The 19,463-nt window shown below is 71.6% G+C and carries 20 protein-coding genes and 1 pseudogene; 10 read left to right on the top strand and 11 right to left on the bottom strand.

The window, feature by feature from the left end; translation table 11 throughout:
• Nucleotides 1-2: 2 nt before the first annotated feature.
• On the bottom strand, nucleotides 3-425 hold the full coding sequence (locus tag AC4BGB_RS17990; RefSeq protein ID WP_490548308.1) for a VOC family protein: 423 nt from the start codon (nucleotides 423-425) through the stop codon (nucleotides 3-5).
• An 87-nt stretch (nucleotides 426-512) separates the two neighbouring features.
• On the opposite strand from AC4BGB_RS17990, the gene AC4BGB_RS17985 reads away from it, so the two are divergent.
• Nucleotides 513-1,466 carry a helix-turn-helix transcriptional regulator gene (locus AC4BGB_RS17985; RefSeq protein WP_490548307.1) on the top strand — a complete coding sequence of 318 codons (954 nt, stop codon included), beginning with the start codon at nucleotides 513-515 and terminating at the stop codon, nucleotides 1,464-1,466.
• A 32-nt stretch (nucleotides 1,467-1,498) separates the two neighbouring features.
• Here AC4BGB_RS17985 and purE read toward each other — a convergent pair whose 3' ends face one another.
• Together purE and AC4BGB_RS17975 are read right to left on the bottom strand one after the other, a co-directional pair.
• The gene (gene purE / locus AC4BGB_RS17980) at nucleotides 1,499-2,038 is read right to left on the bottom strand and encodes a 5-(carboxyamino)imidazole ribonucleotide mutase (protein ID WP_490548305.1); all 540 of its coding nucleotides are present in this window, start codon (nucleotides 2,036-2,038) and stop codon (nucleotides 1,499-1,501) included.
• Nucleotides 2,035-3,171, bottom strand: a complete 1,137-nt coding sequence (locus AC4BGB_RS17975; protein WP_490548467.1) for a 5-(carboxyamino)imidazole ribonucleotide synthase — start codon at nucleotides 3,169-3,171, stop codon at nucleotides 2,035-2,037. Before AC4BGB_RS17975 ends, purE begins: the two co-directional genes overlap by 4 nt.
• Nucleotides 3,172-3,296: 125 nt before the next feature.
• Between AC4BGB_RS17975 and AC4BGB_RS17970 the strand changes: the two genes are divergently transcribed.
• Nucleotides 3,297-3,860: an NYN domain-containing protein gene (locus AC4BGB_RS17970; RefSeq protein ID WP_490548304.1), complete on the top strand. Its 564-nt coding sequence runs from the start codon at nucleotides 3,297-3,299 to the stop codon at nucleotides 3,858-3,860.
• Between the two features lie 25 nt (nucleotides 3,861-3,885).
• Here the strand turns inward: AC4BGB_RS17970 and AC4BGB_RS17965 are convergent, their stop codons facing one another.
• The 3 genes from AC4BGB_RS17965 to AC4BGB_RS17955 form a co-directional block, all read right to left on the bottom strand.
• Nucleotides 3,886-4,845 carry an adenylate/guanylate cyclase domain-containing protein gene (locus tag AC4BGB_RS17965; RefSeq protein ID WP_490548303.1) on the bottom strand — a complete coding sequence of 320 codons (960 nt, stop codon included), beginning with the start codon at nucleotides 4,843-4,845 and terminating at the stop codon, nucleotides 3,886-3,888.
• The gene (locus AC4BGB_RS17960) at nucleotides 4,832-5,344 is read right to left on the bottom strand and encodes a PH domain-containing protein (RefSeq protein WP_490548302.1); all 513 of its coding nucleotides are present in this window, start codon (nucleotides 5,342-5,344) and stop codon (nucleotides 4,832-4,834) included. Before AC4BGB_RS17960 ends, AC4BGB_RS17965 begins: the two co-directional genes overlap by 14 nt.
• Nucleotides 5,345-5,420: 76 nt before the next feature.
• Nucleotides 5,421-6,200, bottom strand: coding sequence for a biotin--[acetyl-CoA-carboxylase] ligase (locus AC4BGB_RS17955; RefSeq protein WP_490548301.1), 780 nt, complete (start codon nucleotides 6,198-6,200; stop codon nucleotides 5,421-5,423).
• Between the two features lie 88 nt (nucleotides 6,201-6,288).
• Between AC4BGB_RS17955 and AC4BGB_RS17950 the strand changes: the two genes are divergently transcribed.
• From AC4BGB_RS17950 to AC4BGB_RS17930, 5 genes are read left to right on the top strand one after another with little or no spacing between them, the layout of a single operon-like run.
• Nucleotides 6,289-7,920 carry an acyl-CoA carboxylase subunit beta gene (locus AC4BGB_RS17950; protein ID WP_490548300.1) on the top strand — a complete coding sequence of 544 codons (1,632 nt, stop codon included), beginning with the start codon at nucleotides 6,289-6,291 and terminating at the stop codon, nucleotides 7,918-7,920.
• Nucleotides 7,917-8,171, top strand: coding sequence for an acyl-CoA carboxylase subunit epsilon (locus AC4BGB_RS17945; RefSeq protein WP_490548299.1), 255 nt, complete (start codon nucleotides 7,917-7,919; stop codon nucleotides 8,169-8,171). The genes AC4BGB_RS17950 and AC4BGB_RS17945 overlap by 4 nt, the downstream gene beginning before the upstream one ends.
• 52 nt (nucleotides 8,172-8,223) lie before the next feature.
• Nucleotides 8,224-9,666, top strand: a complete 1,443-nt coding sequence (locus AC4BGB_RS17940) for an MBOAT family O-acyltransferase (RefSeq protein ID WP_490548298.1) — start codon at nucleotides 8,224-8,226, stop codon at nucleotides 9,664-9,666.
• Nucleotides 9,667-9,674: 8 nt separating this feature from the next.
• Entirely contained in the window at nucleotides 9,675-10,877 is a 1,203-nt protein-coding gene (locus tag AC4BGB_RS17935; protein WP_490548297.1) for an alginate O-acetyltransferase AlgX-related protein, read from the top strand.
• A gap of 11 nt (nucleotides 10,878-10,888) precedes the next feature.
• Nucleotides 10,889-11,488, top strand: coding sequence for a Maf family protein (locus tag AC4BGB_RS17930; protein ID WP_490548296.1), 600 nt, complete (start codon nucleotides 10,889-10,891; stop codon nucleotides 11,486-11,488).
• A 48-nt stretch (nucleotides 11,489-11,536) separates the two neighbouring features.
• On the opposite strand, the pseudogene AC4BGB_RS17925 reads toward AC4BGB_RS17930, so the two are convergent.
• Nucleotides 11,537-11,956, bottom strand: a pseudogene (locus AC4BGB_RS17925) (GtrA family protein); the annotation flags it as partial.
• Nucleotides 11,957-11,993: 37 nt separating this feature from the next.
• Here AC4BGB_RS17925 and rfbA point away from each other — a divergent pair.
• Complete coding sequence (gene rfbA / locus AC4BGB_RS17920) at nucleotides 11,994-12,863, top strand: glucose-1-phosphate thymidylyltransferase RfbA (RefSeq protein ID WP_490548295.1); 870 nt, start codon at nucleotides 11,994-11,996, stop codon at nucleotides 12,861-12,863.
• Here rfbA and rfbD read toward each other — a convergent pair.
• Complete coding sequence (gene rfbD, locus AC4BGB_RS17915; RefSeq protein ID WP_490548294.1) at nucleotides 12,834-13,694, bottom strand: dTDP-4-dehydrorhamnose reductase; 861 nt, start codon at nucleotides 13,692-13,694, stop codon at nucleotides 12,834-12,836. The two genes, rfbA and rfbD, sit on opposite strands and share 30 nt — an antisense overlap.
• 36 nt (nucleotides 13,695-13,730) lie before the next feature.
• Here rfbD and AC4BGB_RS17910 point away from each other — a divergent pair, with 36 nt between their 5' ends.
• Together AC4BGB_RS17910 and AC4BGB_RS17905 are read left to right on the top strand one after the other, a co-directional pair.
• Nucleotides 13,731-14,369 (top strand): dTDP-4-dehydrorhamnose 3,5-epimerase family protein, encoded by a 639-nt coding sequence (locus AC4BGB_RS17910; protein ID WP_490548466.1) that lies wholly within the window; start codon nucleotides 13,731-13,733, stop codon nucleotides 14,367-14,369.
• Nucleotides 14,370-14,372: 3 nt separating this feature from the next.
• A complete protein-coding gene (locus tag AC4BGB_RS17905; RefSeq protein WP_490548293.1) occupies nucleotides 14,373-15,227 on the top strand; it encodes a glycosyltransferase family 2 protein in 855 nt (284 codons plus the stop codon).
• On the opposite strand, the gene AC4BGB_RS17900 is transcribed toward AC4BGB_RS17905, so the two are convergent.
• From AC4BGB_RS17900 to AC4BGB_RS17890, 3 genes are read right to left on the bottom strand one after another with little or no spacing between them, the layout of a single operon-like run.
• Complete coding sequence (locus tag AC4BGB_RS17900) at nucleotides 15,217-17,445, bottom strand: hypothetical protein (RefSeq protein WP_490548292.1); 2,229 nt, start codon at nucleotides 17,443-17,445, stop codon at nucleotides 15,217-15,219. The genes AC4BGB_RS17905 and AC4BGB_RS17900 overlap by 11 nt on opposite strands.
• On the bottom strand, nucleotides 17,442-18,425 hold the full coding sequence (locus tag AC4BGB_RS17895; RefSeq protein ID WP_490548291.1) for an NAD-dependent epimerase/dehydratase family protein: 984 nt from the start codon (nucleotides 18,423-18,425) through the stop codon (nucleotides 17,442-17,444). Before AC4BGB_RS17895 ends, AC4BGB_RS17900 begins: the two co-directional genes overlap by 4 nt.
• Nucleotides 18,400-19,413 (bottom strand): glycosyltransferase, encoded by a 1,014-nt coding sequence (locus AC4BGB_RS17890; protein ID WP_490548290.1) that lies wholly within the window; start codon nucleotides 19,411-19,413, stop codon nucleotides 18,400-18,402. Before AC4BGB_RS17890 ends, AC4BGB_RS17895 begins: the two co-directional genes overlap by 26 nt.
• Between the last annotated feature and the right edge of the window lie 50 nt (nucleotides 19,414-19,463).

Raw genomic sequence — 19,463 nt, 5'->3', positions numbered from 1 at the left:
CCTCAGCGACCCGCCGCCAGGATCTCCAGGTAGTGCGGGTTGGTCATCACCCCGAGCAGGTTGCCGAAGGGGTCGACCACCGAGGCGGTGACGAACCCCTCGCCGGCGCCCTGCGCCGTGATCGGCTGGTACTCCTTCGCGCCCATGGCCAGCAGGCGGTCGAAGGTGCCCTGGAGGTCGTCGACGTGCCAGTGCATCAGCGCGCCTCCCGGCTCGGTCGCCGACGACGGCGGCCGGTAGCGGCTGTCGATGATGCCCAGCTCGGCCTGGTAGTCGCCGATCCGGAACTCGGCGTACGCCGTGCGCCCGTCGGGCCCCGGCACGCGGTAGTAGGCGTCCTGGCCCAGCAGGTCGGCGTACCACTCGACGGCCGCCGGCACGTCCGCGGCCCAGATGTTCAGCGTTGCGAATCCTCGAAGGCTCATCGGCCTTTCCTCTCCTCGGTGTCGGTGATTCCACGCTAGATCGACTTGCGGAACCTGCGGTTCCTCAATGGCTGCCAGACTGGGCCGATGCTGGACACCTCGGTTCGACTGCTGCGGCTGCTCTCGCTGCTCCAGGCACGCCGCGAGTGGTCGGGGTCCGCTCTCGCCGAACGGCTCGAGGTCACCACCCGCACGGTGCGCAACGACATCGAGCGGCTCCGGATCCTCGGCTACCAGGTGCACTCCAGCACCGGGATCACCGGCGGCTACCGGCTGGGCGCCGGCTCGGTGCTGCCCCCTCTCCTGCTCGACGACGACGAGGCGGTCGCGGTGGCGCTCGGGCTGCGTGCCGCCGCCTCCGGGTCCGTGACCGGGATCGAGGAGACGTCGTTGCGGGCGATGACCAAGCTCGAGCAGACGCTGCCCTCGCGGCTGCGGCACCGGGTCGACGCGCTCCGGTTGGCCACCGTCTCCGCCGCGAGCCGGGGACCGACGGTGGCCGCGGAGACCCTGACGACCGTGGCGGCCGCCTGCCGGGACCACGAGCGGCTGCGCTTCGACTACCTCGGACACGAGGGCGAGCCGAGCCGGCGCGACGTCGAGCCGCACCGCCTCGTCTACACCGGCCGCCGCTGGTACCTCGTGGCGTGGGACCGCGAACGGGAGGACTGGCGCACCTTCCGCGCCGACCGCGTGCAGCCGCGCCTGCCCCCGGGCCCGCGCTTCGCCCCACGCGAACCGCCGGAGGACGTCGTGCGCCACGTGGTCCGCGGCACCAGCTCCACCGGCTGGCCCCACCCCGCGCGCGTCCGGCTGCACGTCTCCGCCGCCGGCATCGGCGACCGGATCCCGCCCGCAGCCGGCCTGCTGACCCCCGAGGGCCCGGACCGGTGCGTGCTGGAGACCGGCAGCGGGTCCCTGGGCGACCTCGTCGGCTTCCTCACCAGCCTCGAGGTGGGCTTCGAGGTGCTGGACCCGCCCGAGCTGCGGGAGCTGTTCGCCGAGCTGGCCGAGCGCTACCGCGTCGCCGCCGGCGGCTGATCCCGCCGCCGTACGGGCTGGCAGCGAGTCGCTCAGAAGCCGGTACGGCGTGGCTTGCCCGCGGCGTCGCGGACGGTCCTGCCCTTGGCGTGGGCGGCGTCGCGCAGCTCGGCCTGGAAGTCGACCATCCGCTGCTGCAGGGCCGGGTCGCCCGCTCCCAGGATGCGTACGGCGAGCAGGCCCGCGTTGCGCGCGTTGCCCACCGCCACCGTCGCGACCGGGACACCGGCCGGCATCTGCACGATCGAGAGCAGGGAGTCCATCCCGTCGAGGTACTTCAGCGGCACCGGCACGCCGATCACCGGCAGCGGGGTGACCGCGGCGAGCATCCCGGGAAGGTGGGCCGCTCCCCCGGCCCCGGCGATGATCACCTGGACGCCTCGACCGGCGGCCTCGCGGCCGTAGGCGAGCATCTCGTCGGGCATCCGGTGCGCCGAGACGACGTCGGCCTCGAAGGCGATGCCGAACTCCTCGCACGCCTCGGCGGCCGCCTTCATCACCGGCCAGTCCGAGTCGGAGCCCATCACGATGCCGACGCGGGCGGGGCCCTCGGGTGCTGCCGTGCTGCTCATTCGCTCTCCTCGCCGAGGTCTCCTGCAAACCATGCTGCCGCATGCCGGGCACGTTCGAGGCAGTCCTCGAGATCGTCGCCGTAGGCGTTGACGTGTCCCACCTTGCGTCCCGGCCGCAGCTCCTTGCCGTAGAGGTGCACCCGCAGCCGCGGGTCGCGGGCCATCGCGTGCGGGTAGCCGTCGTAGAGGTGCCCGGTCTGGCGGTCGCCGCCCAGGATGTTGACCATCACCGTCCACGGCGCCCGTGCGTCCGGGGCGCCGAGCGGGAGGTCGAGCACCGCGCGCAGGTGGTTCTCGAACTGGCTGGTGACCGCGCCGTCCTGGGTCCAGTGGCCGGTGTTGTGCGGCCGCATCGCGAGCTCGTTGACCAGCACCTTGCCGTCGTTGGTCTCGAACAGCTCGACCGCCAGCACGCCGGTGACGCCGAGCTCGCCGGCGACCCGCATCGCGATCTGCTGTGCCTGCACGGCCAGCCCGGGGTCGAGGTCAGGGGCCGGGGCGATCACCTCGTGGCAGATCCCGTCGCGCTGGGTGGAGGCGACCACCGGCCAGGCGGCGACCTGGCCCGAGGGCGAGCGCGCCACCAGCGCGGAGAGCTCGCGCCGGAAGTCGACGCGCTCCTCGGCGAGGACGGCTGTGCCCGACTCGAAGGCGGCCGCGCAGTCCTCGGGGCCCTCGACGAACCAGACTCCCTTGCCGTCGTACCCGCCGCGCGTGGTCTTCAGGACGCAGGGCCACCCGCCCACCGACTCGGCGAAGGCCACGACGTCGTCGACGTCGGCGACCAGCGCGTTGCGCGGGCACGGGATGCCGAGCTCGGCCAGGCGGGCCCGCATCACGCCCTTGTCCTGCGCGTGCACCAGCGCCTCGGGGCCCGGACGCACCGCCAGGTCGGCCTCGAGCGCGTGCAGGTGGTCGGTGGGGACGTGCTCGTGGTCGAAGGTGACCACCGCACAGCCGCGGGTGACCTCGCGCAGCGTCTCCAGGTCGGTGTAGTCGCCGACGAGGTGGTCGGGGATCACCTGCGCGGCGCTCACGCCGGGCGCCTCGGCCAGCAGGCGCAGCGGGATCCCGAGCGCGGCGGCGGGCTCGGCCATCATCCTGGCCAGCTGGCCGCCGCCGATCACGGCCACGGTGGGGGCCCGGCCCGGTGCCTGGCCCGGTGTCCGGCCCGATGTCTGGCCCGATGTCGCCGCAGAAGTCACGCGCTGACCCTATCCACCGACCGCCGGCGGCCGGACTCCCCTAGGGTCGTGCCATGCCACTGGACTCCCAGCGCACCAGCTACGTCCTCGTCGACGGCGAGAACATCGACGCCACGCTCGGCGCCTCGATCTTCGGTCGCCGCCCGAACCCCACCGAACGGCCCCGCTGGGAGCGGCTGCTCACCTTCGCGGAGGCCACCTGGCGCCAGCCGGCCAAGGGGCTGTTCTTCCTGGCGGTCAAGGACGAGCTGCCGATGAGCTTCATCCAGGCGCTGACCAGCATCGGCTACCGGCCGATCCCGCTGTCCGGGGCCCAGAACGAGAAGGTCGTCGACCTCGCCATCCAGCGCACGCTCGAGGAGCTCGCGCGCCGGGACGCCGACGTGATGCTGGTCAGCAACGACGGCGACTTCCTGCCCCAGATGGAACGCCTGCTCGACGGCCGCAGGGCCGGGCTGATGGCGTTCCGCGAGTTCAAGAACAGTGGGTTCACCTCGCTGATCGAGCGCGGCCTGGAGTTCTTCGACCTCGAGTACGACGTGCTCGCGTTCAACGAGCGGCTGCCGCGGCTGCGGGTCATCCCGATCGAGGAGTTCGACCCCGCCGACTTCCTGTGACCGGTGGCCGATCCCGCACGCGGGGTCAGCGGCTGGTGCGGCGTACGGCGACGGGCTCGAGGTCGCCGAACCCGCGCACCGGCCGGGCGGGCAGCACACGCGTCTCGTAGCTGTCGCGGTCCAGCGCCGCGGCGGTGTGCTTGTCGGTGATCACCCGGTTGCGCCGCGCGACCGCGACCAGGCGTGCCGCCAGGTTCACCGCGGGGCCGTAGACGTCGCCCATCCGCAGCACCACGGACCCGGTGACCAGGCCGACGCGGACGTCGGGCAGCCGGGTGTCGCCGCCGATGACCTGGACGATGTCCCAGGCGATCTCCACCGCCGCTGCCGGGCTCGGCGCCAGGAAGAGCACGGAGTCGCCCAGGGTCTTCACCACTCGTCCGCGGTGCAGCGAGACCACGTCGTGGCTGCGCCCCTCGAACACCTCGACCAGGTCGCCGATCTCGTGCTCCGCGAGCTGGTTGGTCAGCGCGCTGAAGCTGACCAGGTCGGCGAACCCCACGGTGGCCTCGGCGACCTGCTCGTCGTCCGCGCTCTGGAGGCTGTCGACCCGGGTGACCGCGGCGAGCAGGTGCCGGCGCCAGACGTAGACCAGCAGCGCCTCGAAGTCGGGACCGATCGCCTTGACCAGGTCCAGTGCCTGGTCCCGTTGGGCCGCGGCGGTCGCGGACTTGTCGAGGACGGCGGACAGGGTGGCCACCTCCCACTCGGAGAGGCGGTCCATCGTCTGGCCGACCGCGCGGGTCATCCGCACGATCGTGTCGAAGTCGAGCCCGCCCTTCTCCACGATGGACGCGACCCGGACCAGTGCCTCCTGGTCGGCGCGGTTGAACGCGGGGGCGTCGCCGGCCTCTGGGAAGCCGAGCGCCCGCCACAGCCGCTGCGCGTGCTGGACCGTGAGACCGGTCGGCTCGGTCACCTGCTCACCGGTCAGGTTGGGGGCCGAACCGATGATCGCGCGCTCGAGGTCCTCAGGATCCGTCATGGGTCCCGGAGGCGCTGGTGCGGTGGTAGAGCTCTTCGCTCACGGTCAGCTGGGCCTGCTCGACCCGGGGGATGTCGCGCAGCTCCACCCGGCCGAGCTCGCTGGCGTCGGAGACCACCAGGGTCCCGCATCCGAACATCCGGTCGATCAGGCTCTTCTCGTAGGAGACGTCGCTGATCCGGTTCAGCGGGATGTCGTGCCCGCGCCGGGTGAGCACCCCGGTCCGGGTGATCAGTCGCCGCGTGGTGAAGGTGTAGGTGGTCAACAGCCACTGCAGGAACGGCGCCAGGCTGAACCACACGATCAGCACCGCCGCGATCGCCCAGACCACCCAGCGCCACACGTCGGCGTTCGCGCCGTTCGGCAGGCTGGAGAGGTATCCCGCGAGCCCGGCCACGACCAGCAGCGCCACCACAGGCAGCAGCAACGCCTTGACGTGCGTGCGGGTGCTGAGGATGACGTGCTCACCGTCGTTGAGCAGCTTGCGCGAGATGGCCACAGCGCGATCATGCCACGGTGCGGCTGCCGGGAAGTCGTGTCGCGAAAACCTGGCGGGGCACCCGGCGGCGCCTCGGCTACTGCCTGCGGACGTGTACGACGTCCCCGGCGCCGAGGTGCTCCTCACCCTCCTCGGTGCGTACGACGAGCCGCCCGTCGGCGTCCACGTCCACGGCCGTCCCGAGCACCACCCCGCCGGGCACCTCGACCCGCACCTGCTGGCCGGGGGTCGCGCACAGCTGGAGGTAGACCTCGCGCAGGTCGTCACCGGCACGCCACCGGTCGTACCACGTGCCCAGCTCCTCGAGCAGCGCGGTGAGCAGCGCGCTGCGGTCGACGGCACCGCCGGTGACGATCGCCAGCGAGGTGGCCTCGGGGACCGGGAGCTCGTCACCGGACTGCGCACAGTTGAGGCCGATCCCCACGACCGCGGCGGCACCACCGGGCCGCTCGACGCGCTCGAGCAGGATCCCGCCCAGCTTCTGCCCCCCGGCCAGCACATCGTTGGGCCACTTCAGGTCGACGTTGGTCCCGGTGACCCGGCGTACCGCCCCGGCGGCGGCGATCCCCGTCAGCAGCGGGAGCCAGGGCCAGCGCTCGGCCGGGACCCCCTCGGGCACCAGCAGCATCGAGACCGTCAGCGACGCGCGGGCCGGGGTCTCCCAGGTCCGGCCCAGCCGACCGCGCCCGGCGGTCTGGTGCTCCGCGACCAGGACCAGTCCCTCCTGCTCGCCGCCGCGGAAGCGCTCGGCGACGTCTGCGTTGGTGGAGGTGGTCTCCTCGACCACCTCCACGCGCCAGCGTTCACCGGCCGTTGCCGGGCCAATCGGTGGGCGGCTGTCCTGCTGCTCGGTCATGGCCACTAGATTGACGCAGGAATCAACGGGTGGCTACACCGCCACGGACACCGGCCCGTCTCCACGGGGCCAGGAGGAGTCGACAGTCGTGAGCGCACAACCAGGTGCTGGCACCGAGGTCCCCGAGGACATCGACATCCACACCACCGAGGGCAAGCTGGCCGATCTCGACCGCCGGATCGACGAGGCGGTCCACGCCGGGTCGGCCAAGGCAGTGGAGAAGCAGCACGCCAAGGGGAAGTGGACTGCTCGCGAGCGGATCGAGCACCTCTTCGACGACGGCTCCTTCGTGGAGCTCGACGAGCTGGCCCGGCACCGGTCGGTGGCCTTCGGCCTGGAGAAGAACCGCCCCTACGGCGACGGCGTGATCACCGGCTACGGGACCATCGACGGCCGCCAGGTGTGCGTGTTCTCCCAGGACTTCACCGTCTTCGGCGGCTCGCTCGGCGAGGTCTACGGCGAGAAGATCTGCAAGGTGATGGACCTGGCGATCAAGACCGGCTGCCCGATCATCGGGATCAACGAGGGCGCCGGCGCCCGCATCCAGGAGGGCGTCGTCTCCCTCGGTCTCTACGGCGAGATCTTCCGGCGCAACGTGCACGCCTCGGGCGTGATCCCGCAGATCAGCCTGATCATGGGCTCCTGCGCCGGCGGGCACGTCTACTCCCCCGCGGTCACCGACTTCACGATCATGGTCGACGGCACCTCCAACATGTTCATCACCGGGCCCGACGTGATCAAGACCGTCACCGGCGAGGACGTCACGATGGAGGAGCTCGGCGGGGCCCGGACGCACAACACCAAGTCCGGCAACGCGCACTACATGGGCAGCGACGAGGAGGACGCCCTGGAGTACACCAAGGCGCTGCTCTCCTTCCTGCCCCAGAACAACCAGGACGACCCGCCGTCGTACGCGGAGTACCAGCTCGGCGGCGGCACGCTCGAGATCACCGACGAGGACCGTGCGCTGGACACGGTGATCCCGGACTCCCCGAACCAGCCCTACGACATGAAGTCGGTCATCGAGTCGGTGCTCGACGACGGCGAGTTCCTCGAGGTGATGGAGCTCTTCGCGCCCAACATGGTGATCGGCTACGGCCGGGTCGAGGGCAAGTCGGTCGGTGTCGTGGCCAACCAGCCGATGCAGTTCGCCGGCACCCTGGACATCGACGCCTCCGAGAAGGCCGCCCGCTTCGTGCGCACCTGCGACGCCTTCAACATCCCCGTGCTCACCTTCGTCGACGTCCCGGGCTTCCTGCCGGGCACCGACCAGGAGTGGAACGGCATCATCCGCCGCGGCGCGAAGCTGATCTACGCCTACGCCGAGGCCACCGTCCCGCTGGTCACGATCATCACCCGCAAGGCCTACGGCGGGGCGTACGACGTGATGGGCTCCAAGCACCTCGGAGCCGACATGAACCTCGCCTGGCCGACGGCCCAGATCGCGGTGATGGGCGCCCAGGGGGCCGCGAACATCCTGCACCGCAAGGAGCTCGCCAAGGTCGCCGACGACGGCGGCGACGTCGAGGCCCGCCGGGCCGAGCTCGTCGCGGACTACGAGGACCGGCTCGCCAACCCCTACGTCGCGGCCGAGCGCGGCTACGTCGACGCGGTGATCACCCCCCACGAGACCCGGGTGGAGATCGTCCGCGCGCTGCGCCTGCTCGCCTCCAAGCGGGAGACGCTGCCGCCCAAGAAGCACGGGAACATCCCGCTGTGAGCGACGAGGTGAGCGACCAGGTGAGCGAGGAGGGCGCCGAGGCCCCCGAGCCGCAGGCGCCGTTGCTGCGGGTCGTCAAGGGCGACCCCACTGCCGAGGAGCTGGCCGCCCTGGTCACCGTCGTCTCGGCGATGGCCGGAGCAGCCGAGGGTGAGGCCGGGGAGACCAGGTCGTCGTGGAGCAGCCACCACCGCAAGCTGCGGGCGCCCCATGCCCACGGACCTGACGTGTGGCGGCAGCACGCGCGCTGAGCCCTAGGGTTCACCCGCGTCCGCGTCCGCGACCGTCCAGGAGCCCACCGACTTGTCCTTCGCCAGCTCGCTCTTCCTCTGGTACTTCCTGCCCGCGATCCTGATCGTCCGGTGGGTGCTGCCGCACCACTTCCGCAACGCCGTGCTCGCGGTGTTCTCCATCGCCTTCTACGCCGTGGGCGGCAAGCAGTTCGTCCTGCTGCTCCTGGCGCTGATGGCGCTGAACTACCTCGCGGGCTTGGCGGTGGGCGCGGCCAGAAGCCGCGGGACCCGGCCCACGCCGCGGACGATCATGGTCCTCACGGTGGTGGCCGACCTCTCTGTGCTGGCCGTGTGGAAGTACCTCGGCTTCGCCTCCCAGGTCGCGCACACGATCGCGGAGAACCTCGGCCTCGGAGAGGTCAGCGTGATCCACCTGGCGCTGCCGATCGGGATCAGCTTCTTCACCTTCCACCACCTCTCCTACGTCGTCGACGTCTACCGCGGCACCCGGCCGCCGATGCGCAACCCGCTGACGTTCGCCACCTACATCGCGATGTTCCCGCAGCTCGTCGCCGGGCCGATCGTCCGCTACCACGAGATCGACGAGCAGCTGCGCAACCAGCGCAGCGACAAGCTCCAGGACTTCATCGACGGCTTCCCGCGGTTCGCGTGGGGGCTGACGAAGAAGGTGGTCATCGCCGACTCCCTGGCGCCCCTGGCCGACGTCGCCTTCGCCAGCGAGGACCCCTCCTTCACCACCGCCTGGATCGGCGCCCTCGCCTACGCCGGGCAGATCTACTTCGACTTCTCCGGATACTCCGACATGGCGATCGGCCTGGGCCTGATGTTCGGCCTCCGGCTCCCGGAGAACTTCCGCCGGCCCTACTCCGCCGTCTCGATCACCGACTTCTGGCGGCGCTGGCACATGTCGCTGTCGCGCTGGTTCCGCGACTACCTGTACATCTCCCTGGGCGGCAACCGCCACGGCACCGCCAAGACCTACCGCAACCTAGTGATCGTCTTCTTCGCCACCGGGTTGTGGCACGGCGCGGCGTGGACGTTCATCCTGTGGGGGATCTACCACGGCGCGCTGCTGATCATCGAGCGCGCGACCGGGCTGGCACGTCTCGAGGGCTACGTCGTCGTACGCCGCCTGGTGACCTTCGTGCTGGTCGTCTTCGGGTGGGTGCTGTTCCGGGCCTCCGACCTGAACAACGCCGGGGTGATGATGCGCGCGATGCTCGTGCCCGACCGGCTGCGCGAGCCGTTCCTGGGCGCCTCCCCCGACCTCGTCCTGCTGCTCGACTTCCGGACCGTGGCGCTGCTGGCCCTGCTCCTGGCGATCGTGGCCCTTCCGGGGTCGCTGGTCGTGGGTCGCGTCATCGACGGCCTCGACGAGACCCCGCCCCGTCGACAGCTCGGTGCCCGGCTCGTCGCCCTGGCGGTCTCGCCGTACACCGCGCTCGCCGTGGTGGCCGGGTCCTTCAGCCCCTTCCTGTACTTCCAGTTCTGATGAGGACCATGGACAAGCCCTACCGCCTGCTCGCTCTGCTCGTCGCGGCGAGCTTCGTCTTCGGCCCGGCCATGCTGTACGCCGCCGGCCAGCGACCCGTCGCGTTCGAGAACCGGCCGCTCGCCCCGGCCCCGGACCCGGCCGAGGGCTGGGACCTCCTCGACGCCGTGCCCGTGTGGGCGGCCGACCACCTGCCCGGGCGCCAGCAGGCCGTCCGGCTCAGCTCGTGGATCGACTACTTCGCGCTCGACTCGCTCCCCCGCACCGCCACCACGATGGGGCGCACCGAGACGAAGCCCGACGGCGAGGTCGTCACCCGCTCACCCGAGGTCGTCCGCGGCAAGCAGGGCTACCTGTTCTACGGCCCTGAGTTCGACAGCGCCTGCGAGGCGGGCCCGGGCTTCGCCCGGGGGCTGCGCAACCTCGCCAGGCTCGCCGAGGTGATCGAACGGTCCGGGCGGGCGGTGGTGTTCGCGGTCGCACCCAACAAGTCCTCGGTGCAGCAGGACGCCCTGCCCGAGGCCCTGCCCCACGGGGAGTGCGCGCGCCGCGGGATGGCTGGCCAGGCTGCCGCCCTCGACGCGATCGACCACCCCCGTTCGGTGCCGCTGCACCAGCGACTCGGCGCGAGGAGCGAGCGGGGCGAGCAGCTGTACTGGAAGACCGACACGCACTGGGGCAACCGCGGCAGCGCCGTCTTCACCGACCTGCTCCGCCGCAAGCTCACCGGCTCCGAGACCCCGCTCGCGCTGACCCCCACCCCTCAGGAGCGCCGCGGCGACCTGACCGTGCTCGCGGGGCTGTTCTTCCGCGAGCAGGCGCCGGGGGTGGTCGTCGACGGCACGTCGGTCACCGCCAAGCCGGGTAGTGCTCGCTACCGGCCGGAGAAGGACACCTACGGCCTGAACACCTGGCGCACCCGGCCCGCGGCCGGGCTGGTCCCGGGCCGCACCCTGCTGGCCGGCGACTCCTTCGCCTACTACGGCCTGCCCACCCTGCAGCACGCGTTCGCCGAGGGCAGCTTCCTGTGGGCCGAGGCGAACCCGCGCGACACCCTGATCCGGGAGATCCTCAAGGCCGACACCGTGGTGCTCGAGATCGTGCAGCGCTCCGTCCACCGGACCACCCACCCGCTGGTGGACCCCCGGTTCCGCCGCGACCTCGAGGCCAGGCTGCAGAGCGAGTCCCGGCCTGTCGGGGCCGGCGACTAGGCTGCCCGATCGTGGCCACCCCTCCGCGTCTCGTACTCGCCTCCGCCTCCCCCGCGAGGCTCAAGACGCTGCGCAATGCCGGCCTCTCCCCCGAGGTGGTGGTCAGCGGCGTCGACGAGTCCCAGCTCGAGCACACCGAGCCGGCCGACTACACGCTGAAGCTGGCGCAGCTCAAGGCTGTCGCCGTGGCGGCCGGGCAGAAGCGGGCCATCGTGATCGGCTGCGACTCGGTCCTCGCCCTCGACGGCGAGATCCTCGGCAAGCCGGCGAGTGAGGCCGAGGCGATCGCCCGCTGGAAGAAGATGCGCGGCCGGGCCGGCGTGCTGCACACCGGTCACTGCGTGATCGACACCCACCGCGAGGTCTGGCTGGCCCGCTCCGCGGCCACCCAGGTGCGGTTCGCGCAGGTCTCCGACGAGGAGATCGAGGCCTACGTCGCCACCGGCGAGCCCTCAGCCGTGGCGGGCGCCTTCACACTCGACGGTCTCGGCGGAGCCTTCGTCTCGGGCGTGACCGGGGACCCCCACAATGTCGTGGGCATCAGCCTTCCCCTGCTGCGGCTGATGCTCGACGAGCTCGGGTTCGTGTGGACGGAGTTCTGGAACCGCTGACCCCGGCCCGGCGCCGAGCGCGATCGGGTTCCGCTTGAAGACGAAGCGGCGGAACGCCCAGAACCGGAACGCCATCCCGAGGGCGGCCCCGACGACGTTGGCCGAGACGTTGTCGGCGAGCGCCGACTGCCAGTCCAGGACGTTGCGCGTGATCCACAGGCAGGCCATCGGGATGACGAACGAGGCCAGGTTCACCACGGCGTACTTCAGGGCACCACCGCCCACGCCCGAGGGCCGGCGGTTCCTGAACGCGTAGCGACGGCTCCCGTAGAAGCTCAGCCCCATCCCGACGCAGTTGGCGATGAACCAGGACGTCACCGGCCACCCGTTGAGCGGCCCGGGGTTGAAGGCCATCGGCACGCCGTGGACCAGGACGTTGAACAGCACCACCGCGACCACCGTGGCCCCGAGGTTCACCACCGAGAACTTGGCCGCCTCGCCTCCGATCCGGCCGAGTCTCAGTCCCATGGGTGCAGGCTACGCAACGAGTTGACAAGATGAACGCATGCGCGGCCTGATCCTCGCCGGTGGAACCGGCTCCCGACTCCATCCACTGACCCTGGGCATCAGCAAGCAGCTGGTCCCGGTCTACGACAAACCGATGATCTACTACCCGCTGAGCACGCTGATGCTCGCCGGGATCCGCGACATCCTGATCATCACCACCCCCCACGAGGCGGAGGGTTTCCAGCGGCTCCTCGGCGACGGCAGCGCCTACGGCATCTCGCTGACCTACGCCCAGCAGCCCTCCCCCGACGGGTTGGCCCAGGCGTTCACCATCGGCGCGGACTTCATCGGCGACGACTCCAGTGCCCTGATCCTCGGCGACAACCTGTTCTACGGCCCCGGCTTCGGGCGCAAGCTGAGCCGCTTCGAGACCCGCGAGGGCGCCACCGTCTTCGCCTACTACGTCTCCGAGCCCAGCGCGTACGGCGTCGTGGAGTTCGACTCCGACGGCAAGGCGATCTCGCTGCAGGAGAAGCCGCAGCGGCCACGGAGCAACTTCGCCGTCCCCGGTCTGTACTTCTACGACAACGAGGTGATCGAGATCGCCCGGGGCCTGAAGCCCTCGGACCGCGGCGAGTACGAGATCACCGACGTCAACCGGCACTACCTCGACCGCGGCCTGCTCTCCGTGGAGGTGCTCGAGCGCGGCACCGCCTGGCTGGACACCGGCACCTTCGACTCGCTCAACGACGCCAACAACTTCATCCGCACCATCGAGCACCGGCAGGGCCTCAAGATCGGCGCGCCCGAGGAGGTCGCGTGGCGCCAGGGCTGGCTCACCGACGACGAGCTGCGCGAGCGCGCCGAGCCGCTGCTGAAGTCGGGCTACGGGTCCTACCTACTGCAGATGATCGACCAGGACTTCTGAGGACGCCGCCTCCCAGCGCTCCTGCCAGTCCCCGATCGGCGCGATGCCGTGCTCGTGGAACCGGCGGTGTCCCAGCACGGAGTACGCCGGGCGCGGCGCCGGCCTGGTGAACGTCGCCGAGTCGGTGGGGCTGACCACGTCAGGCGACTGACCGGCCGCCTCGACGACGCGCCGGGCGAACTCGAACCAGGAGGCCGTCCCTCCCGAGGTGGCGTGCCAGGTGCCGGAGGGGGCATCCGCCTCGACGAGGCGGATCATCAGGTCGGCGACGTCACGGGTCCAGGTGGGCTGGCCGACCTGGTCCTCGACCACGCTCACCGCTCCGCGCTCCGCGGCGACCCGGGCGATCGTTCGTGGGAAGCAGCCGCCGTGTGCGCCGTACAGCCAGGCGGTGCGCAGGACGAGGTGGTCCTCGGGCGCCTCGGCCCGCACGGCCCACTCACCGGCCGCCTTGGTGCGCCCGTAGGCCGACCGCGGAGCGAGCGCCGCCTCCTCGTCGTACGGCGTGGTGGAGTCACCGGCGAAGACGTAGTCGGTGCTGACCTGGACCATCCGGGCGCCGTTGGCCCGGGCTGCCCGCGCCAGCAGGCCCGCCGCGACGGCGTTGACCTCGAAGGCCTCGGCCTCCTGGGTCTCGGCGTCGTCGACCGCCGTCCAGGCAGCACAGTTGGCGACCACGTCGTGCCCCGCCACCGCGGCACCGACCGCACCGGCGTCGAGCAGGTCGAGGTCCCCCCTGCCCAGGGCCGTGAAGTCGATGCCACGGGCACCGAGCTCCCTGCAGAGGTCCGTGCCCAGCATTCCGCGCGCTCCTGCTACCAGCCATGTCACGCACTGAGGGTAGCGACCCGTTAATCTTCGGCGGTGATGGTTCGCCCGCTCTCCGTGTCCGGTGCCTTCGAGCTCACCCCTGTCCAGCACAGGGACGACCGGGGGGTGTTCCTGGAGTGGTTCCGTGAGGACGACTTCGTGGAGGCCACCGGCCACCCCTTCCGCCTCGCCCAGGCGAACTGCTCGGTCTCGGCCGCCGGCACCCTGCGCGGGATCCACTTCGCGCAGCTACCGCCCAGCCAGGCCAAGTTCGTCACCTGCGTCCAGGGCGCTGCCTTCGACGTGGTGGTCGACCTGCGCGTGGGGTCGGCGACCTTCGGCCAGTGGGACGCGGTCCTGATCGACGACGTGGACCGCCGGGCGGTCTACCTGCCCGAGGGGCTCGGCCACGCGTTCCTCGCGCTGGAGGACCACACGGTCGTGAACTACCTGTGCTCGGCGCCCTACGCCCCGGGCCGTGAGCACGGCATCCACCCGCTCGACCCGGAGATCGGCATCGAGTGGCCGACCACCGCCCGCGACGGCAGCCCCCTGCCCACGCTGCTCTCCCCCAAGGACGAGGCGGCCCCGACGCTGGCCGAGGTCCGCGACCAGGGCCTGCTCGCCACCTGGGACGAGGCGCAGGCCTTCACCGCCTCCCTGGCCGGCAGCACCACACCGCGAACCGAGAGCTGAGCGATGGCTGCGCCGGTCCGCGTCTCGGTGGTGATCCCCACCTACCAGAACGCGCAGTACGTCCGGGCGACCCTCGAGTCCGTGCTCGCCCAGACCTACGACGACTTCGAGGTGGTCGTGGCCGACCACAGCTCCACCGACGGCACCTGGGAGATCCTCCAGGAGTTCGCCGCCGACCCCCGACTGCGCCTGCTGGTGACGCCGACCGGCGGCGGAGCCGAGCGGAACTGGAACAGGGTCACCTCCGAGGCCCGCGGTGAGCTGGTCAAGCTCGTCTGCGGCGACGACCTGCTGCACCCCGAGGCACTGGCCCGCCAGGTCGCCACCTTCGACGAGCACGGCGAGGGCGTGGCGATGGTCGTCTCGGCGCGCGACATCGTCGACGCCTCGGGCAGCCCGGTGGTGCGCGAGCACGGCCTGGCGGGTCTCTCCGGGCGGGTCAGCGGCCGCGAGGCGGTACGCCGCTCGGTGCTGCGCGGGGCCAACATCTTCGGCGAGCCGTGCTGCACCATGATCCGGCGGCAGGCGCTCGAGGCCGCGGGCGGATGGCACGGCGACCCCGGCTTCATGATCGACCAGGCGACCTACTGCCGGGTGCTGCTCGACGGCGACCTCGCCACCGCCCCCGGGGCACTGGCGTCGTTCCGGATCAGCGCGACGCAGTGGAGCGTCTCCCTGGCCCGTGAGCAGGCCCGCTCCGCCGCCGAGATGCACCGGCAGCTCGCCGAGCTCGCCCCCGGGCTGCTGAGCCGGCGCGACGTACGCCTCGGCAACGCGCGCGCCACCCTGCGGGCCTTCCAGCGACGGCTGGTCTACCTCTACCTCGGCCGCCGGATGCACGCGCCGGCTACCTCTTAGGACGCCGCCTCGACCGCAACCGGGCGAGCCGCGGCCGGGCGGCCGCAGCCACGGACCACAGCAGTCCCAGGCCCAGGGCCAGCGTGAGCGTGGTGACCTCGATCCCCCAGCCGGGTGGGGACCAGCTCAGCTCGATCTCCTTGCCACTGGCGCTCTCGGGCACGTCGAGGGTGACCAGGTAGGAGTCCACGGGGTCCTCGGACAGCGAGGCCCCGTCGACGGAGTAGCCCGGCCAGTCCAGCCGGCTGAGCACGACCTGGCCGCCTCCCTGCGGCACGGAGCCCACGCGGAGCCGCACCGACCGGGTCTCCACGGAGGTCTCACGGACCTCCAGCCCCGGCGAGGTCCACACCACGCCGCCCGCGGGCGGCAGCACCTCGTCACGCACCCAGGTCACCGCCCAGCGGCTCTCACCGCCCACCGACCAGCCCTTCGGCGGATCGAGCAGCCGCTCGCGCGGCCAGTTCTTCTTCACGAGGTGCAGGCTGCTGACCGAGAGGAGGTCGACGCGCTTGAGGCCCGTGACCGGCTCCTTGGAGAACAGCCGCCCGAGCGCCTCCGGGCACGTCCCACCGTGGTAGATGAAGCAGTAGCGGCGGTTGTACTCCGTGTACCCGATGGTGGTGTAGACGCTCTGCACCGGCTTGTCGGTGAGGAACCACGAGGACCCGACGAGCTGGTCGCGGGTGGCGCGCGGCCGCTCCAGGACCAGCTGCTCCGGGTCGCCGATCAGCATCGTGTCCCCCCGGGCGTCGGAGGCGACCTGCCGGTAGTCGGCGGGGTCCGCGGACATGTGCCGGTCCGCAGAGGACGGTGACGGGTAGTAGGCGTGCTGGACCACGACCGTGACCAGGCAGAGCGCGGCTCCCACACCGGCGGCCAGCGGCCCGAAGCCACGGCGTTCGACCACTCGCCACATCAGTGCCAGCCCGGCGAGGACGATGAGCACCGAGACTGCGGTCATCGCCTTCTCGGTCCAGAACCTCGACACCACGAGGAAGCCCGCGGCCAGGACCCAGGCCGCGCTCATCACGAGGGCGGAGCGCCGCGGCCGGCTGCCGAGCGCCCGGGAGAGCAGCACCACCGTGACCAGCACGGCCACCAGCACGACCTCGGGCATCACCCTCAGTGGCCACCGGATCGGACCCATCTGGTTGGGCCCGATCGTCCAGGCCACGAACACCACGAGCAGCAGGTAGGCGCCGAGCATCGGCCGGAACAGCTCGCGCACCCGCTCGCGGTCGAGCCAGCACAGCATCGGCAGGAACCAGGCCACGAAGTGCACCGGCGCGAAGGCCGCGGTCGGTGACATCACGGTGGGCAGCATCGAGGCCAGCAGGCCCGGGACGTCGCCCTGCAGCCGGCCGTCGCTGAGCACCTCCCAGGTCCCGCGCGTGGTCACGCTCGCGGTGAGCAGGCCCGGCAGGTAGACCGTCACGGCCACGAGGCCGCTGAGCGCCCCGGCCACCAGGGTCCGGAGGAACGCCGCTCGCTGCCGGGCCACGGCCGCGTCCAGCAGGCACGCCAGGATGACCACGATCAGGTAGAGCGTCCCGTAGACGTAGCCCACGGAGACGATCAGGAACCCGAACAGCAGTGCCGGTGCGGGGCTGGCCGACCGGTCGGAGAGGCGCCTGAACGACCACCAGGCCCAGGGCAGCAGGGCCCAGACCATCTGGCCGGTCACCCACGAGGGCGACTCGAGGTACTGGGTGGCACCTCCGATGGTCACCGCCACCCCGCCGAGGTACGCCGCGGGCTTCGAGGCGCCGTAGGAGCGCGCCAGGACGTAGAGGCCCAGGGCCCCTGCCACGAGCAGTCCGGCCTTGAGCACGGTCACGAACACGACCAGGTTCGGCACGACCGTCGTGACCAGCGCGAACAGGATGGTCAGCGGGCTGAACAGTCCCCACTGCCCCTCGGCGACGAAGTTCCCCGCCCGCCAGGTCCCGAGGTCCAGCAGCGGCCAGGTGCCCTCGCGCAGCTGGGTGCCGAGGTAGTACCACTGCCCCACCGCACCTGCCTGGGTGTCGCCGGAGAAGTAGTAGCGCTGGTGGAAGAGCAGCGGCACCGCCGCGAGCACCAGGACCGTGAGCACCAGGGCGCCGGGCCACGCCAGGGCCCCCGCGAGCCTGGCCCGCGTGCGCTCCCGGGGCCGGGCAACGTCCGGGTCATCCCCCTCGACCGCGGTCCCTTGGTCGGTCACCGACTGGGTCATCTGCTTCCTTCGGGGTGGGAGCCGGCCAGCACCTGGGAGCGGACCGAGGCCAGCGTCGCCGAGATGCCCGCGGGCAGGGTCGTGCGCACGAACGCGGCCGTGTGCGGCCAGGCGACCGAGCGCAGGCGCAGGTCGTGCACCTGGAACCGTGCGTTGGGCGAGGTGCCCAGGACGACCGGCGGGCGCTTGCGGGTGACGTGGCGCAGATCGCCGAGCACGGCGGCGATCGTGGTCGACCGCTCACTGGCCAGGACCTTCAGCGCCCGGGCGCCGCGGCTCGTCACCGCCTCCAGGCCGGAGACGGCCATCGCGGCCGCGTCGTCCACGTAGAGGTAGTCGCGCATGGTGTCGGTCGAGACGTAGAGGCTCAGCGGCTGGCGGGTCAGCTGGGCCCGGCACAGCTGGGAGATCAGCCCCTGCGGCTTGGTGATGTCCTGGCCGGGGCCGTAGAGGTTGGAGAGCCGGCCCACCAGCAGGGCCGCGCCGGAGCGTACGGCGAACGCGGTCGCGATCTCCTCCGTCTCGAGCTTGGCGTTCCCGTAGGGCGACAGCGGGACGGGAACGGTGTGCTCGGTGAACGGGGCACCGGCCGACCCGGCGTACACCCCGCCTGCGGACGAGGCGAGGAAGAGACCGCACGACCCGCTGCTGGCAGCCGGCTGCCACTGGCCGAGGAACTCCTCGAGCACCCTGACCTCGGCCGCGAGCTCCTCCGCGGTGCTGCCCACCACCCCGGCTCCGGCGCACCAGTAGAGCTCCCACCCCTCGGCAGGCAACGCGTTCGCAGCCTCCAGCAGCGCCGCCACTGAACCACCGTGGTCCCCCCACGGGACCACGGTGGTGCGCACCTCCCGCCCCAGCGTCCGGAGACGGCGGCACACCCCGCTGCCGAGGAGCCCGTGGGCGCCCACGACCAGGGCGACCCGTCCGGGCCGCCTTCGGGTACGAGCAGCCTCAGGGGCGGGGTCGGGCGCGGCCAAGGGGGCCCCTCGAGGGATCCTGGGTGATCAGGTAGAGCGGCTTGCCCATCGCCATGTTGACCGCCACCCCGACGTACTCCGCGATCACGCCCAGCGAGAAGAGGATCGCGCCCGTGGAGATCAGGATCACCACGATCAGCGAGGTCCAGCCCGCAGTCGGCGTCGGGTGGGTGAGCTGGTTGTAGACGAGGAACACGGCGAAGACGAGCCCGAGGAGGGCGAAGACCAGGCCGAGGATGCTGACCATCCGCAGACCGCGGGTCCCTCCGGTGAGCACCATCCGCCAGAAGTGCGAGAGCAGCTTTCGGGCGGAGTAGCCCGAGCGTCGCCCCTCCCCCTCGTCCCGCAGCTTGACCGGCGCAGTGGTCACGCCGTCGGCCACCCAGCCCAGCGCGACGTCGAGGTAGACACCCGAGCCGGCATAGGCGGCCACGCTGCGGCCGACCTCGCCGAGGATGAGGCGGTAGCTGTGGAACACCGAGGCGTCCACGCCCCCACTGAGGCTCGTGACGACCCGCTTGGCTCCCCAGGACACGGTGTTGCGCAGCGGTCCGTGCGGAGCGGCGTTGGTGGGACGCGCGTAGACGACGCTGGACTGCCGCTCCAGCGCGACGTCGAGCATGCCCCCGATGTACGCCGGGTCGTGCTGGCCGTCCTCGTCCATCGTGACGATCCAGTCCGCCCCGGCCGAAGCCATCCCGGCGAGCGTGGCGGCGTGCTGGCCGAAGTTGCGGCTGAGCCAGATCGGGCGCACGAACGGGTGTGCCGCCTCCATCTCGCGGATCACCCTCGCCGAGTCGTCGGGACCGCAGTCGTGGACCAGCAGGACCTCAGTGACCCGGAAGGCGGTGCCGCCGGGCGAGGTCGAGGTCGCCGTGAACCGGGCGATCTCCTCGATGATCGCCGGGAGATGCCTGGCGGCCTGGTAGCAGGGGATCACGACGGATACCAGGTGCTCGCTCTCGGATGGGGCGACATCGGCTGGCACGAGCCCGACTATAGTCAAGGCCACAGGCGAACCTCGGGAGTGGACGGACA

Source organism: Nocardioides sp. Z30_9 (assembly GCF_058215735.1).
Note: the sequence above shows the minus strand (reverse complement) of the source record. Positions and strands in the feature narration are given on the sequence as shown.